We start from the raw sequence: 17,042 nt of genomic DNA, 5'->3' as shown, positions 1-17,042 counted from the left end.
CAAAAATCCTAATGATTTTCCAACATTTCAAATTAATCAAAATAATAATACAATAATATTAAATAAAAACTCTACTTTTAAGTGTTCTTAACAAGGGGAAGATTACAGTCCGAATTAAAATTAGTTGTATATTTGCTTCATAATTTATAATGAATAAAAGAAATTAATGTTTTCTAAAGCGTGCGAATATGGAATTAAGGCTTGTGTGTTTATTGCACAAGAATCTGTAGAAGGAAAGAGAGTCAATTTAAAACAAATTGCAAATTCGATTAATTCTCCAGAAGCTTACACAGCCAAAATTCTTCAACAATTAGTGAAAGCAAATGTGATTTCATCTGTCAAAGGAAAAATGGGAGGTTTCCAAATGGATGCAGCGCATTTAGAAGATATCAAATTAGTGAATATCATCAAAGCGATTGACGGAGATGGTCTTTATCATAGTTGCATTTTAGGTTTAGTAGAATGCGATACTAACAAACCTTGTGCTTTACATAGCCGTGTTTTTGCAATTCGTAATGATTTGCGAGGTATGCTAGAAAAGACATCGATGTTTAATTTGATTGATGATCTAGAGAAAGGAATTGCTTTTCTTAAGCATTAAAAAAATTTGATTAAAAATAAGATAAAAATATCTGATTATCCGAATTGAAAAATTATAACAATGAACCTATTAATAGAACTTCCTCAAACAACTGCTTCTCAGATGAGTTATACTGTAACAGTAAATCTAAATGAAGCGTGCGAAAGGCATCATAAAACATTATTTTTTTGTTGGAATATTCGTGCTGGAATAGATAAAGGAGTCGATATTCAACGAATTGTTGATTATGTAAATTGGTATGGGGAAAAAGTATTATTCAAAAAATTTGAGATAGAAGAAAATTACTTGTTTTCGCTTTTAGATGAAGATCATTACTTGGTAAAAAGAGCATTGAAAGAACATAGACGTTTGAGACGCTTGTTCAAAATAGATGCAAAAAATCCGATGAAAAGTTTGATTTATATCGAAGAAGAATTGGATTTGCACATCAGATTTGAGGAGAAACAAATGTTTCCTGAATTTGAGAAAAATGCAACACAAAAAAAGTTAAAAGTAATTAAAGAACAATTTAATTCACTTTTAACTAACACAGATTGGAAAGATCAATTTTGGTTATAGGATCTTTCATAACCATAAATTTTTACTTATAATTTTTTAGATGATTTTTGAAAAAGAAAAGCTCGATTTTGCAGGTCGAGCTTTTTGCTTTTTTATGTGTTAAGGAAATTATTTCTTAATCTTAATTTCAAATATTTTATCCCAGTTTTTACCTGTTAATAACATATTTCCGTTGTCTTTGAAAGCGATTCCGTTCAATTCTTGTGCTTGCGGATTTCCTTGTTTTCCTTTCAATTCAGCGAAGTTAAACTCTACTTTTACAGCGCCAGTTTGCGGATCAATTACCACAATATTACTGTTATCTGCATGTCCAGATTTTAGGTAAACATTTGCATAAATTAAACCATCGTGGTATTCAATTTCATTCAAATAACTATATGGTTGTTGACTGTCAAAAGCTTGAACAGTTCTTAGATAATTAAAGTTTTCATCAAAGAAATGAATACGTTGAGAACCTTCTGTTATGGCCAATTCTTTTCCAATTGTTGTAATTCCCCAACCTTCGATAATTTGAGCTGGCATATCAAATTTTTCAACTTGATTAAAGTTTAAATCATATTTATAAATCACACGATCTTGCCATGTTAATTGATAAATAAAACCATTCAGTTCTGTAATTCCTTCTCCAAAAACATCGTCTTTGATTTGATATAATTTTGTAGGTTCAGTTGCCCCCAATTTATATTCAATCAAACGTGTTTTTCCTCCGCGAAGTCCAGTTCCTTCGAAAATATTTCCGTTTTTGAAATAAAAACCTTGCGTAAAATAATCTGGATTATGTGGATAAGTTCCTACAATTTCATAATTCCATTGCGCAGCCGGCTCATTTGCATAAACCACAAACGTAAAATCGCGCGAATTTGTTTCTTCTTCTCCTTTGAAGAATTTCAAATTAACCGTATGATTTCCTAATCCAATTGTTTTTCCGTCAATCGTAAAATCAGCAGGAACTTCTTGTCCATCCACCGAAACAACAACTTTCGTAATTCCATCTAAATTAGTTAAAGGAATATCGATTTTGTCGCCAATTTTGTATTTATTTTGTTCAATTTTCGAAACAATTTCAGTGATTGCAGTATTGTTTTTTCCAGTCGAATCTTTACAAGAAAATAACACTGAAGAGAAAACTGTTGCACAAACTGAAGCAGCGATTAAATATTTTTTCATTTGATGTGTTTTATGTTTTACGAATTAGGTTGCTAATTCTACTACAAATATATTTTATTTTGTTCGATTCGGATTATTTTTTACAAAGGCATCCCAACTCGAATATGAATTTGACGTCCCAGTTGTTTTACCCGAATTTAGATAATGACAAACCGCAACGGCAAGACCATCTGTGGCATCCAAACGTTTTGGAATTTCTTTCAATCCAAGTAAATGTTGTAACATGCCCGCAACTTGCTCCTTCGAGGCATTTCCGTTTCCGGTAATCGCCATCTTAATTTTTTTTGGCGCATATTCTACCACAGGCATATCGCGATGCAAACAAGCGGCTATACAAACACCTTGCGCACGTCCAAGTTTTAACATAGACTGAACATTAACGCCAAAAAACTGCGCTTCAATGGCTAATTCATCAGGATGATATTGATCGATAATGGCTAAAGTTTTTTCGAAAATCTTTTTCAATTTCGTTTGCTGGTTCGGAAGTTTATGCAACAACAATTCGTCTAAAGTAATCAACTTTATTTTTTTATTTTTGACTTCAATCAAACCAAAACCCATCACCATTGTTCCAGGATCAATCCCTAAAATAATCTTTTCCATCGTTGCGAAGGTATTAAGATATTCTGAAAATTAAGCCGAATTTCGACTCGCATTAATATTTCCGAATAACGAACGCATCACAATTTGCTCATAGATTGATTTGAACTCACTTTCATGATGAATTTTGTTCAACGCAAATTGTTGAATCGTTAATAATGGTAACACAATTTTTTCGCGCATTTGTACCGAAGATTTGTTCAATGGTTCGTCTTGCATCAATTCTGTGTAACCCGAAATTTCTAAACATAATGCTTTTGATAATTCAAATTCATCGTGCAAAATATTCCAAAATTCACCATATTCAGGATCATTTTTCATATAAGATGTTAATGGAAAATAAGTTTTTTCCATCGACATCATACTATTCTGGATCAATGTTTTGAAGAAGCTCGAATTCTTGAATAAATCTTTTACATCCTCTAAATGACCTTGTTTTTTCAATTCATTTATAGCTGTTCCAACACCAAAATATCCCGGAACATTTTGTTTTAATTGACTCCAAGAACCCACAAATGGAATAGCACGCAAATCATCGAACTCTAATTTTTTATCACCACCTCGTTTACTCGGACGGCTTCCGATATTCGTTTTTCCATAATAGTTAAGCGTACTCATATTTTCTAAATAAGGTAAAAATGAAGGATGCGCTTTCAAATCTTCGTATTTCTGATAACTAATTGTGGCTAATTTATCAATCAAAATTCGCTCATCTGGCGAAATCTGACTTGTGCTTGTCGAGAAAACATCCGAAATAATACCAGCTGTGTACAATTGTTCAAAATTATATTTTGCCTGCGGCATTGTTCCATAATTCGACGTAATTGTTTGTCCTTGAATTGTAATTTGAATTTCGTGATTCGCAATTGTTTTCCCTTGAGAAGCGTAAAATTCGTGCGTTTTTCCACCACCACGCGCAGGAGGTCCACCACGACCGTCAAAGAAAATAACTTCGATTTGATTTTTATCCGAAACATTCGAAAGGATTTCTTTGGTACGATAAATTTCCCAATTCGCTTTGATGTAACCACCATCTTTTGTTCCGTCCGAAAAACCTAACATAATCGATTGACGTTGTTTTCTACGTTCTAAATGTTGCGCATAAATAGGTAAATTATACAATTTATTCATCGTATTTTCAGCACCATCTAAACCTCTAATCGTCTCGAAAAGTGGCATGATATCAAACTTAATTTCATCGTCTTGATAACCACAAAATTTGAATAAAGCATAAACATTTAAAACATCGAAAATGGTTTCAGAATTTGAAATAATGTATCGGTTAACACCTAATTCACCATTTCGTTGCTGAATTTTTTTTAATTGATAAACATTTTTGATTGTATCAATCACAATATCATCTTCAAAATCTTCTGGTTTAGCTGTAAAAGACGGATTTATTAACAATTCGATTTGTTCTGCTTCGCTTAAATCTTTCAGATTAATTCCAGTATATTTTTCAACAATTCGGTTAATCACTTTTTGATGAACACGCGAATCTTGACGAATATCCAAAGAAGCAAAATGCAATCCGAAAATATCAACACGTGTGATAAAATCATCTAAAATATCTAAGAAAACACCATTGTGTTGTTCAATTAAAATTGTACGAATCGTTTGTAAGCGCGTTTTGATTTCATCAATTGTAATTGTTCCATTTTCATTGAACATATTTTCGTAAATCAAATTACTCAACGCTTTTAAAGGTTCTGTAACATGCTTGAATGTTAATCTACGTTGAACAATTTTAAGATGATTGTAATAATTTTTTAAGATACTTGTACGCAATAAACTTGCAACTTTCCATGTAATTTCTGCTGTTACAAACGGATTTCCATCGCGATCGCCTCCAGGCCAAAAACCTAATTGAATAACAGGAGATTTTAGAGGTTCACTTTCTGTAAAAAACAATTGGTTGATTTCGTTGTATAATCGTCCAATTGTTTGATAATATACATTTCTCAAATAATAAATAATAGAAACAGCTTCATCGTAAGGAGTTGGTTTTTCTTCGTTGATAAAAGGTGTTTTTCCTAATTGTTGCAACAATAAATCAATTTTACTTACCGAATCTTGTTGAATTGCGTCGCGTAAATCTTGAATAATTTGTTGAACATTTGTTGGATAAAACTGCGTTGGATGGGCTGTAAAAACAACTCTTGTTACAAAATCTTCGATTCTGGTTTTTACTTGCTCCATTTTACCTTGCGCTTGTGCAATATGATAAATGCTTTCCAAACTTCCTTTTTCATTTTCGGAATGTAATGACGGAAATGCAGCATCTTCGATACTATCAAACAAAACAACTTGTCGCTCGATGTATTGTATCATTCGAAACATCAAATCGATTTGCTCTTGTTCGGTTTTTAAATCAGTGTATTTCTCAAAAAAATTGTTGATGATTTCATTTGGTGATTTACCTTCGGGTAAACCTTTTTGACTTTCATCATACAAAAACGGAATCAATGATCCGATGTTTTGCATTTTTTCGTAGGGAAGACTCATAAAGAGACTGTTGTAAATTTGAAACTTATTTTCCACAATTTGGTGGAATTTAAGTTCAGATAAATTCGTACTTCGCATTAATAGGTATTTTTTCTCTTAATAGTAAATTTACTTGTTTCGAGGTAATTATCCTATTTATTTTAAACCAAAAAAAGAGAATCATATTGATTCTCTTTTTTATTATGATCGATTATTTAATTCAATTAATGGTTCAATAAAGTCTCTTGTATTTGATAAACGAGGAACTTTATTTTGTCCACCTAATTTACCTCTTGAAGCCATCCATTCGATGAATAATTTTGTGCGTGCTTTGTGTACAATCGGTCGATTAAGTGTCATATTATTGTAACGTTTTGCTTCGTAATCGGAATTAACTTCTTGCAAACCTTTATCTAAACAATCAATAAATTGCTCAAAATTTTCAGGCTCTTTATCAAACTCTATCATCCATTCGTGAGCGCCTTTTTCTTTTCCTTGCATAAAAATTGGACCAGCACTATATTCAGAAACAATTGAATTTGTTTGCATACAAGCACGTTTCAAAGCTTCTTCTGCATTTTCTATCATCAATTCTTCGCCAAATGCATTGATATAATGTTTTGTTCGTCCAGAAACAACAATTCTGTGTGGATTAGTTGAGGTAAATCGAACCGTATCACCAATAATATAACGCCATAAACCACCATTTGTTGTAATTACCATGGCGTAATTTTTACCAACTTCAACTTCTTTAATCGTTAAAAATCGTTGAGCTTCTGAACCAAATTCTTCCATTGGAATAAATTCGTAAAAAATTCCGTTGTCTAATAATAACAACAACTCTTTACTATTTAATTGATCCTGAATTCCAAAAAAACCTTCGGAAGCATTATATAATTCGAAATAATTTAATTTTTTCTGAGTAATTAAATTATAATTTTCTGCATAAGGTTTGAAGCTAATTCCACCATGAAAAAACACTTCGAGATTTGGCCATAATTCGTCCAAATAATTCTTTCCAGTTTCGGATAATAATTTATTCAACACAACTAACATCCATGAAGGAACGCCAGTTAAAGAACCAACATCTTCATTTTTTGTTGCATTGATAATCGCATTCATCTTCACATTCCAATCAGACATTAAAGAAATCTCACGATTCGGAATATTTTTCATCTCAGCATAAAAAGGTAAATTATCAATCAGAATAGCTGACAAATCACCAAAACGCGTATCATATTTTTGATAAAGTTCACTACTTCCACCAATTCTTAAGTTTTTGTGCATAAAAATATCCGTTTCGGGATAAGCGTTTAAGTACAATGCAAACATTGTTTTTCCTGCTGCGTAGTGACAATCTTCTAAGGATTCATTACTAATCGGAATAAATTTACTTTTGGCATTTGTTGTTCCAGAAGATTTCGCAAACCATTTTATTTTTCCATACCAAGTAACATCTTTCTCTCCTTTTCTTGCTAATTCAATATAAGGTTGAAAATCCTCGTAATGTACCGCAGGGACTTGCTCTTGATATTTATGTGTCGTTTTGATTTCGTCAAAATGAAATTCTTTTCCGTAAATAGTCGATTTGGCTTTTTTGATATTCTCAAATAACACACGTTCTTGCGTACCAACTGGATTTTTGATACTTTCCTCGATGATATTCATTCGGCTACGCATCATAATTTCCATAATCTTATTGACTATTCCCATCCGCTAAAAGTTTTGTAGATTTACACAAAATTAATTAAACTTTTTTAGGAAGATGCAGTTTGAAGGACAAATTCGTAAAATGACAACTGAAAATGGAATGCCAATCAATTATTATTGGAATTTCAAGAATGATTTTATTGTTATGAATCAATTGTTAGGAAAAAAAATCAAGATTAACTTTGATCACTACGAATGTTTAAACTGTCACGAGGACAAAGAGATTTATCAGATGGGATATTGTAAAGATTGTTTTTTTACAATACCAGAAGCTAATCCAAGTATCATCAATCCAGAACTTTCTACGGCACATTTGGGAATTGTGCAACGTGATTTAGAGTTTGAAACGAAATTCGAATTGCAACCGCATATTGTGTATTTGGCAAATTCATCAGGAATAAAAGTTGGTGTAACTCGTTTAACGCAAGTGCCGACACGTTGGATCGATCAAGGAGCTTCAGAAGCTATTATTATTGCGCGAACGGATAATCGTTACGAAGCTGGAATGATAGAGGTTTCGTTGAAAAATGTTATTGCTGATAAAACAAATTGGCAAAGAATGTTGAAAAACGATGTGCCAGAAATTAATTTGTTCGAAAAGTATCACGAAATCAGAAATGAAGTGAATCCAGATTTTCAACAATTTTTGGTTGATGAGCCAGAAGTTTGGAAGTTAGACTATCCAGTTTTATCTTATCCAGAAAAAGTAAAATCATTAAACTTGAAAAAAACGCCAGAAATAAAAGGTGTTTTGAAAGGAATAAAAGGTCAATACTTGATTTTTGAAGACAATACCGTTTTCAATGTTCGAGGTCACGAAGGTTTTTATGTGAATTTTGAAGTGTAAAATTCATTTTACAATAAAAGATATTCAAAAGTCGATTCTATAACAGAATCGACTTTTTTGTTTCTATCTATTTGATTTCAATAAAAATACTTGTTTTTCATCTTATTTATTTTTACATTAGTTATAATCAATTAACACAAAAAAATAGGAATTATGAAAGCAAGTGCATTACTTATGGTTGGCGGTATTTTGGCTTTAACAGCATGTAATAAAAAATCAGATTTGCCAGATTATAAGGTGAAAGAAGCCGTTTTAGATGTTTACAAATACAGAGCAGATAAGCCAGATTCACTTTTTTCCAAAGTAGAAGGCGTAAATGTGGATGATTTGAATGCGGTGGTTAAACAATATGGACCAGTTGATGTCTACAACTTTGAGAAAATGACGCCTCTTGAAGATGGTGATAAAACAGTTTATGAAGCAGTTTATAAAGTATCTTTTAAAGGAGCAGAAGGAACAGAAACTTTTAAAGTAAGAAAAATTGATAAGTTAGACGGAATTGTTGTTGGCTATGCAAGTGATGTAAAACCTATAGTTGCTCAGTCAGATTCTTTGGCTGTTAAAAAGGATTCGGTGAAATAAATATAAAAAAATAATAAATACGTAATGATTTATTGAAAAAGTTTGTATATTCGTTATCAATAATGAAACAAAACGGATTAAATACAATTATTTCAATTACGACGACTTCTAGTGTTCACACTTAGAGGAGTCTTGTTATGTATTTAATTCTAAAAAAATAATGCAAAAGCATCTTCTCAAAAGGAAGATGCTTTTTTTATGATCAAAATTTAAATTATGAAAGTTTTAAAATTCGGAGGAACATCAGTCGGATCGGTAGAAAGTATCCGCGCGGTCGTAGAAATTGTTAAACAAGAAAGGCAACAAAATAACTCGATTATTTTGGTTGTGTCTGCTATTTCTGGTTTGACCAATTTATTAACCAAAATGTCCGAAGAAGCTTCATCAGGAAGTTTTGATGAAAATGATTTAAAACTTTTTCAAGAAAAACATTTCGAAATTGTAAAATCTTTAATCGATGTGCCAAATCAAAATCCGATTTTAACAAAATTGAAATTGTTGATGAATGAGTTGGAAGCATTATTAGAAGGAGTAGAAATTTTGAAAGAATTAAGTCTGCAAACAAAAGATCTGATTTTGAGTTTCGGTGAAAGATGTAGCGCTTTATTAATCGCAAAAGTAATGCAAGAACATGTTGGAGATTCATTTGCTGTTAATGCGTCAGATTATATTGTGACAGATCATAATTTTGGTCAAGCGAATGTTATCGAGGAAAAATCATTTCAGAATATTCAACAATTAGCAAAAGATTATTCGGATAAATTATTAGTTGTAACAGGATTTATTGCTGCTAATGAAGAAGGGCGAGTCACAACTTTGGGAAGAGGAGGTTCTGATTACACTGCGGCTTTGATTGGTGCGGCTTTACATGCAGAACAAATTGAAATTTGGACAGATGTTAATGGAATGATGACGGCTGATCCTCGTTTTGTAAACAAAGCTTTTTCGTTAGAGAATTTATCCTATACAGAAGCGATGGAATTGTCGTATTTCGGTGCAAAAGTGATTTATCCACCTACAATGGCTCCTGCTTTTAAACTTCGAATTCCGATTTTAATTAAAAATACATTTCAGCCAGATTTCGAAGGAACAAAAATTCAGTTTCATTCTCAACCAACAGATTTTCCAATCAAAGGAATTTCGTCGATCAAAGATATTGCGTTAGTCAATATAAAAGGAAGTGGTTTAGTCGGAAAATTGGGCTTTAGTGGGAAACTTTTTTCACTTTTAGCGCAACATCATATCAACATTGTGTTGATTACGCAATCTTCGTCAGAGCACAGTATCACGCTTGCGATTCATCATAATGAAGTCGAAAAAGCGAAACAATTAATTGAAGAAGAGTTTTGTTTAGAAATTGCAGCAAAATGGTTGGAACCAATTGAGGTTGAAGAAAATCTTGGAATTATTGCAATTGTTGGAGAAAACATGAAGAAAACGGTTGGTGTTTCGGGAAAGTTATTTTATGCGTTGGGACGAAATGGAATCAATGTTAGAGCAATTGCGCAAGGTTCTTCGGAGTATAATATTTCGGTTGTGATTAATGAAAATGATTTATCGAAAGCTTTAAATGCGGTACATGATGCGTTTTTTAATCATTTGAAAAAAACAATTCATGTTTTCAATGTTGGTGTAGGAAATATTGGTTCGACATTTTTAAATCAATTAGAAAAACAGAAAGATTTTTTAGCAAAAAATAATGATATCGAGATAAAATTGGTCGGATTATCAAATTCAAAAAAAATGATGTTTGATGAAAACGGAATCAATTTATCGAATTGGAAAAATGAATTAGAAAATTCTTCTTCACCAGCTGATTTGAATGAGTTTATCCATAAAATGAAACAGTATAATTTACCAAATTGTGTTTTTGTTGATAATACAGCGAGTTCTGATTTGCCAAATTATTACAAACAAATTTTTGAAAGCAGCATTTCGGTTGTAACATGTAATAAAATTGCGAATTCGTCTTCTTATCAAGACTATAAAAACTTGAAAGAAACGGCTCGAAAATATGGGATTGATTTTCTTTACGAAACAAATGTAGGAGCAGGTTTACCAATTATTAGTGTGTTGAAAGATCTACGAATGAGTGGAGATCAAATCCTAAAAATTGAAGCGATTTTATCAGAGACAATTTCGTATATCTTCAATCATTTTAAAGGTGAAAATACATTTGCCGAAGTTGTAAAAAAAGCGCAAGAATTAGGTTATACAGAGCCAGATCCTCGAGATGATTTGAGCGGAATAGATTTTATGCGAAAAATGTTGATTCTTGCTCGTGATAATGGTTACGAAGTGGAGGCAGCAGATGTGAAAATTGATTCTATTTTGCCAAAATCTTGTCTAGAAGCTGCAACTGTAGAAGATTTTTATAGAAAATTAGTCAACGAAAATGATTATTTCGAAAAGATAAAATATCAAGCAGAAGCGGAGCAGAAAGTGATTCGTTACATCGGGATTTTAGAAGATGGAAAAATATCCATTTCGTTAGAATTGGTTGACAATCAACATCCGTTTTATGCCTTGTCAGGAAGCGATAATATTATTTCTTTTACAACTGCTCGTTACAAGGAACGTCCTTTGGTTGTGAAAGGTCCTGGAGCTGGCGCGGAAGTTACGGCGGCTGGCGTTTTTGCAGATTTAGTTAACATAAGTTCAATACGATAAAAGATGAATCAAATAATCGAAAATAAATATAAGCTTGATCAAGCGAAGTTTTTAGAAAAAGTACACGTTTTTGCTCCTGCAACAGTTGCGAATATGATTTGTGGATATGATATTTTGGGCTTTGCGGTGGATTATCCAGGTGATGAGGTAATCATGAAAAAGACAGAAAAATTAGGAATCCAAATTCTAACAATTACAGGTGATGAAGGAAAATTACCTTTGGATGCAATGAAGAATACAGTTTCTCATTCGGCATGGAAATTATTTTGTGATTTAGGTTTACAAGATTCTTTTGGATTATCGATAGAATTACACAAAAAAATGCCAATTGGAAGTGGTTTAGGATCTAGTGCGGCGAGTACAGTTGCTGGGCTTTTTGCATTAAATGAATTATTAGGAAAACCACTTTCTAAAAATGATCTTTTACCTTATTGTATGGAAGGCGAACGATTGGCTTGTGGCGCTGCTCATGCGGATAATGTTGCGCCATCATTGTTTGGTGGAATTACGTTGATTCCTTCTTACGAGCCGCTTTTGGTGCGTTCTTTGCCTGTTCCAGAAAATTTATATGTGACGTTAATTTACTCAAAAGTAGAAGTGCCAACAAAGGATGCGCGCAAATTAATTAAAGATAAAGTGCAATTGAGTAAAGCAATAAAGCAATGGGGGAATATTGCAAGTTTGGTTGCGGCGCTTTATGAAAATGATTACGAAGAAATTGGTCGTTCGATGCAAGATGATATTATCGAACCAAATCGTTCTTTATTGATTCCATATTTTAATGAAATGAAAAGTATTTCGCTCGAAAATAAGGCATTAACGTTTGGGATTTCTGGTTCTGGACCATCAGTTATGGCGTTATCTAAAAGTAAATTGGATGCAGAAAATATCGAACAAAAATTAAATGATTTCCTGACAATAAAAGAAATTGAACATTTATCATTTGTCTCTAAAATTAATCAACAAGGACCTTACATAAAACACTAAAAATGAAATTATATAGTACAAATAATCATAATAATAGAGTCGATTTTAAACAAGCCGTTTTTCAATCTTTGCCAGAAGATAAAGGATTGTATATGCCTTTGTCGTTACAAAAAATAGATGATGAATGGATCAATTCGATTGAAAATTATTCATTTCAAGAGATTGCGAAAAAGGTTACAAATCATTTATTAAAAGATGATTTTTCTGAAGAAACTATTAATAATTTGATTGATGAGGTAATCAATTTTCCTGCGCCTTTGGTGTTTTTAGAAGATGATTTAGCTGTTTTGGAATTGTTTCACGGACCTTCTTTTGCGTTCAAAGATTTTGGAGCGAGATTTATGAGTCGCGTGATGGCATATTATTCGAATAAAGATAATCAATTATTAGATGTTTTGGTCGCAACTTCTGGTGATACAGGAGGCGCTGTAGCACTCGGTTTTCTGGGAGTAGAAGGAACGCGAGTAACGATTTTGTATCCAAAAGGAAAAGTGTCGCCGATACAAGAATTGCAATTAACAGCGAACGGAAAAAATATTCGTGCGATAGAAATTGACGGAACTTTTGATGATTGTCAAGCCTTGGTAAAGCAAGCTTTTTTAGACAAAGATTTAATGAAAAATCTAAACTTAACCTCAGCAAATTCGATTAATATTGCTCGCTTAATTCCACAATCTTTCTATTATTTTGAAGCATTTTCTCAAGCAAAAAGAAAAGGTTTTGAGAAAGTTTCTTTTGTCGTTCCGAGTGGAAATTTCGGGAATATTACGGCTGGTATTTTGGCTTCAAAATTAGGATTGGAAGTGGAACAATTTGTTGCAGCTACAAATGCGAATGATACAGTTCCATCATTTTTAAAAACTGAAAATTATCAACCAAAATCTTCTGTGCAAACGTTATCGAATGCAATGGATGTTGGAAATCCGAGTAATTGGGTTCGTGTGATGGAATTTTTTGAGCAAGATGTGGAGCAATTAAAATCAAAAATGATTTCAAAAGCTTATTCTGATGTTGAAACGAAAAATGCAATTGTAGAAATTAATCAAGAATACAATTATATTGCTTGTCCGCATACGTCGATTGCGTGGTTGGCGGCGAAGGAATACCAAGCGAAAAAGCAAGATGAAAAAGAGTTAGTGGTGTTTTTATCGACAGCGCATCCGTGTAAATTTCCTGAAGTTTTTCCAAAAGAAATACAAGATAAAATTGTCTATCCAAAAGAAGTCGAAGAATTGAAATCGAAACAATCGAATAAAGTTGAAATGAACAATAATTTTGATGAGTTGAAAAATTGGTTGTTGAATAATTAATAAATTAAAAAGCAAAGTTTCTAACTAAATAGAAGCTTTGCTTTTTTTGAATAATATATTAATGATGGAAAAATTATCCAATCATTAACGAAAAAAGTGTGTTGTCTGTATTAAGATATTGATAGTCGAAATGATGATTTTCTAATCTAAAAATTAAACCATCTAAATCTTCTTTTTTGTCTAATTCAATGCCAACAACTGCTGGACCTGTTTCTTTGTTGTTTTTTTGCGTGTATTGAAAATAGGTGATGTCATCATTTTCACCTAAAACTTCGTTCACTAATTCTTTTAAAGCACCAGCACGTTGAGGAAAATTGATAATGAAATAATGTTTCAAACCTTCATATTGCAAACTTCTTTCTTTTATTTCTTCCATTCTCGTAATGTCGTTGTTGCTTCCGCTAAGCACGCAAACCACATTTTTTCCTTTGATTTCTTCCTTGAAAAAATCTAAAGCCGAAACACTCAAAGCGCCTGCTGGTTCTACAACAATTGCGTCTTCATTGTACAAACGCAAAATGCTCGAACAAACTTTTCCTTCCGGAACTGCGCAAGTTGTTTCTAAACCTTCTGCACAGATTTTATAGGTTTTTTCGCCTGCTTTTTTTACAGCTGCACCGTCCACAAAAGGATCAATCTTCGCTAATGCAACAGATTGTTTTTGTTTAATAGCTTCTGCCATACTTGCTGCACCACTCGGTTCTACACCAATAATTTTGGTGTTTGGACTAAGTGTTTTCATCACAGAAATAACGCCAGATGCTAAACCTCCACCACCAATTGGTACGAAAATATAATCGATTGGTTGATCGCATTGATTCAAAATTTCTAATGCAACTGTTCCTTGTCCTGCAATTACTTTTTCGTCATCAAAAGGATGAATAAATGTAATATTTCCTTCTTGCGATAATTGATGTGCAAAAGCCGATGCATCATCAAATGTATCGCCATGTAAAATGATTTCGATTTGATCTTTCCCAAACCATTTTACTTGTTTTATTTTTTGTTGAGGTGTCGTGGTTGGCATCACAATTTTACCTTTAATGTTTAATTGTTGACACGAATACGCCACACCTTGTGCATGATTTCCTGCACTTGCGCAGATCACACCATTATTTTTTTCTTGTTCTGATAACTGAACGATTTTATTATAAGCACCACGTAATTTGTACGAACGGACGACTTGTAAATCTTCTCGTTTTAGATAGACATTCGCTTCAAATTGACGACTTAAATTTTCATTGAAATCGAAAGGAGTGTTTTTGGCAACTCCTTTCAAATTCATTTGTGCTAAGTTTACTTCGTCAAGCGAAACGCCTAAGGTCTCAGTTTTTTCATTTCTAAGTCCATTTGCCATAATTCACTCTTTGTTAGTTCTGTTAACTTTTTTTGTAATATTGATCTTTGACTAGACCGTTTTTATCGTTTTCATAGCAGTCATTGCTTTACGAAGTTTTTTTCCTACAGTTTCGACAGGATGATTACGTAAAATATCATTTATATGTACCAATGTCGCATTATCAACCGCATTGTCTTTTCCTTTGTTGTAATTTTTACCGACAACGTCTACGTTTACTTTTGCCATGAAATCTTTTAACAAAGGTTTACAAGCTTGATCGAAAAGATAACAACCATATTCTGCTGTATCAGAAATCACACGATTCATTTCGAATAATTTTTTACGCGCAATTGTGTTTGCAATTAGCGGCGTTTCGTGTAATGATTCATAATAAGCAGATTCAGGTTTAATTCCAGCTTCTACCATTGTTTCAAAAGCTAATTCAACTCCAGCACGAACAAAAGCAACCATTAATGTATAGTTGTTAAAATATTCTTGTTCTTTAATATTTGCGTCGCCAGCTGGTGTTTTTTCAAAAGCAGTTTCACCAGTTTCAGCTCTCCATTTTAATAAGTTTTTGTCATCATTCGCCCAATCTTCCATCATTGTTTTACTAAACTCTCCCGAAATAATATCATCTTGATGTTTTTGAAATAATGGACGCATAATGTCTTTTAGTTCTTCTGATAATTCAAAAGCTTTCACTTTAGCAGGATTGCTTAATCTATCCATCATACCGCTAACTCCACCATGTTTTAAGGCTTCGGTAATTACTTCCACACCATACTGAACCAATTTTGCAGCATAACCAGCATCAATTCCATTTTCAACCATTTTCTCGAAAGAAAGAATAGAACCTGTTTGTAAAAGACCACATAAAATGGTTTGTTCTCCCATTAAATCTGATTTTACTTCCGCAACAAATGATGATTTTAAAACACCTGCTCTATGACCACCAGTTCCTGCACAATATGCTTTTGCTTGCTCAAGACCTTTTCCTTCAGGATCATTTTCTGGGTGAACGGCAATTAAAGTTGGAACTCCAAATCCTCTTAAATATTCTGCTCGAACTTCTGAACCAGGGCATTTTGGTGCAACCATGATTACTGTAATATCTTTACGAATTTGCACACCTTCTTCTACGATATTGAATCCATGAGAATATAAAAGTGTAGCGCCTTCTTTTATAAGAGGTTGAATAGTGTTAACAACTTGTGTATGTTGTTTGTCTGGCGTTAAATTCGCGACAACATCAGCATTTGGGATTAATTCTTCGAAAGTACCAATTGTAAAATTATGACTTGTTGCATTTTTCCAAGAATCTCTTTGTTGTTCAATAGCCTCTTTGCGTAACGCGTACGAAACATCTAAACCACTATCGCGTAAGTTTAATCCTTGGTTTAAACCTTGAGCACCGCAACCTACAATTACAATTTTTTTGCCTTTTAAAGCTTCTGTACCTTTTGTGAATTCAGAGTTATTTAGAAATTCTGCTTGTCCTAGTTGATATAATTGATCTCTTAATGATAGAGAATTAAAGTAATTAGTCATTTTTGTGTTTTTTAATAAAATTATTTGATGAATTGTTTGTCTTTACATTGTGAAAACTGAGTTTCCTTCGTTTAGGAATTCATTTTCGATTACCTCTTTTGATGGTTCATCTTTCTCGAATTGTAATAATTTTTCATGGAAACCAGCACTTGCTTTGATAATCGCTATTCTGGCTCCTCGAACAAATTCTATTAAGCCATATTTCGTTAATTCTTGTGTTAGATTATCAATTTCTTCACGATGACCAGCTGTTTCAAAAACCGTATAATCATTGCGAATCACAACTGTATTTGCACCATATTGACGCAATAAACGTTCTACGTATGCCTTTTCAGCAATAATATTCGTTGGCACTTTGTATAAAGCTTGTTCTTGCCAGATTAATTCATCATTATTATTGAAATAAGCTTTAAGAACATCGATTTGCTTCTCGATTTGCATACAAAGTTTTCGAACGACTTCTTCAGATTCTTCAATCACAATTGTAAATCGGTGTACATTTTCTATTTCTGATGGAGAAGTGCTTAAACTTTCAATATTAATTTTTCGTCGAGTAAAAATTCCTGCAACTCTTCCCAAAATTCCTATGGAATTTTCTGTATATAACGTAATTGTATATTCTTGTTTTGAGTCCAT

At 32.6% G+C, this 17,042-nt stretch carries 14 protein-coding genes; 7 read left to right on the top strand and 7 right to left on the bottom strand.

The annotated features are described in order from the left end of the window. Positions 1-166: 166 nt before the first annotated feature. Both B4E95_RS12890 and B4E95_RS12885 read left to right on the top strand, forming a co-directional pair. Positions 167-601: an RrF2 family transcriptional regulator gene (locus B4E95_RS12890; protein WP_286494986.1), complete on the top strand. Its 435-nt coding sequence runs from the start codon at positions 167-169 to the stop codon at positions 599-601. Positions 602-661: 60 nt separating this feature from the next. Further along, positions 662-1,159, top strand: a complete 498-nt coding sequence (locus tag B4E95_RS12885; RefSeq protein WP_221854727.1) for a hemerythrin domain-containing protein — start codon at positions 662-664, stop codon at positions 1,157-1,159. Positions 1,160-1,267: 108 nt separating this feature from the next. Here B4E95_RS12885 and B4E95_RS12880 read toward each other — a convergent pair whose 3' ends face one another. From B4E95_RS12880 to B4E95_RS12865, 4 genes are all read right to left on the bottom strand, one after another. Beyond that, entirely contained in the window at positions 1,268-2,326 is a 1,059-nt protein-coding gene (locus B4E95_RS12880) for a glutaminyl-peptide cyclotransferase (RefSeq protein ID WP_291091878.1), read from the bottom strand. Between the two features lie 54 nt (positions 2,327-2,380). Further along, positions 2,381-2,929, bottom strand: a complete 549-nt coding sequence (gene ruvC / locus B4E95_RS12875; protein WP_291091876.1) for a crossover junction endodeoxyribonuclease RuvC — start codon at positions 2,927-2,929, stop codon at positions 2,381-2,383. A gap of 30 nt (positions 2,930-2,959) precedes the next feature. Next, positions 2,960-5,431: a phosphoenolpyruvate carboxylase gene (locus B4E95_RS12870; protein WP_286494982.1), complete on the bottom strand. Its 2,472-nt coding sequence runs from the start codon at positions 5,429-5,431 to the stop codon at positions 2,960-2,962. Between the two features lie 180 nt (positions 5,432-5,611). Beyond that, positions 5,612-7,123, bottom strand: coding sequence for a GH3 auxin-responsive promoter family protein (locus B4E95_RS12865; protein WP_291091874.1), 1,512 nt, complete (start codon positions 7,121-7,123; stop codon positions 5,612-5,614). A gap of 52 nt (positions 7,124-7,175) precedes the next feature. Here B4E95_RS12865 and B4E95_RS12860 point away from each other — a divergent pair, with 52 nt between their 5' ends. The 5 genes from B4E95_RS12860 to thrC all read left to right on the top strand — a co-directional run bounded on the left by B4E95_RS12860 (position 7,176) and on the right by thrC (position 13,516). After that, positions 7,176-7,967, top strand: coding sequence for a DUF2797 domain-containing protein (locus tag B4E95_RS12860; protein ID WP_291091872.1), 792 nt, complete (start codon positions 7,176-7,178; stop codon positions 7,965-7,967). Positions 7,968-8,120: 153 nt separating this feature from the next. After that, on the top strand, positions 8,121-8,549 hold the full coding sequence (locus B4E95_RS12855; RefSeq protein WP_125348889.1) for a hypothetical protein: 429 nt from the start codon (positions 8,121-8,123) through the stop codon (positions 8,547-8,549). 216 nt (positions 8,550-8,765) lie between these two features. Next, a complete protein-coding gene (thrA, locus tag B4E95_RS12850) occupies positions 8,766-11,219 on the top strand; it encodes a bifunctional aspartate kinase/homoserine dehydrogenase I (RefSeq protein WP_291091870.1) in 2,454 nt (817 codons plus the stop codon). A 3-nt stretch (positions 11,220-11,222) separates the two neighbouring features. Further along, a complete protein-coding gene (locus B4E95_RS12845; protein WP_291091868.1) occupies positions 11,223-12,206 on the top strand; it encodes a homoserine kinase in 984 nt (327 codons plus the stop codon). A 2-nt stretch (positions 12,207-12,208) separates the two neighbouring features. Beyond that, positions 12,209-13,516 (top strand): threonine synthase, encoded by a 1,308-nt coding sequence (thrC, locus tag B4E95_RS12840; protein ID WP_291091866.1) that lies wholly within the window; start codon positions 12,209-12,211, stop codon positions 13,514-13,516. A 73-nt stretch (positions 13,517-13,589) separates the two neighbouring features. On the opposite strand, the gene ilvA is transcribed toward thrC, so the two are convergent. From ilvA to ilvN, 3 genes are read right to left on the bottom strand one after another with little or no spacing between them, the layout of a single operon-like run. Next, positions 13,590-14,873: a threonine ammonia-lyase IlvA gene (gene ilvA / locus B4E95_RS12835; RefSeq protein WP_286477335.1), complete on the bottom strand. Its 1,284-nt coding sequence runs from the start codon at positions 14,871-14,873 to the stop codon at positions 13,590-13,592. Between the two features lie 51 nt (positions 14,874-14,924). Then, on the bottom strand, positions 14,925-16,406 hold the full coding sequence (gene ilvC, locus B4E95_RS12830; protein ID WP_291091864.1) for a ketol-acid reductoisomerase: 1,482 nt from the start codon (positions 16,404-16,406) through the stop codon (positions 14,925-14,927). 42 nt (positions 16,407-16,448) lie between these two features. Next, positions 16,449-17,042 carry an acetolactate synthase small subunit gene (gene ilvN / locus B4E95_RS12825; RefSeq protein ID WP_038333453.1) on the bottom strand — a complete coding sequence of 198 codons (594 nt, stop codon included), beginning with the start codon at positions 17,040-17,042 and terminating at the stop codon, positions 16,449-16,451.

Source organism: Empedobacter sp. UBA7494, assembly GCF_002478465.1.
In the GTDB taxonomy this organism is placed as follows: domain Bacteria; phylum Bacteroidota; class Bacteroidia; order Flavobacteriales; family Weeksellaceae; genus Empedobacter; species Empedobacter falsenii_B.
This window is presented reverse-complemented; position numbering and strand designations above follow the sequence as displayed.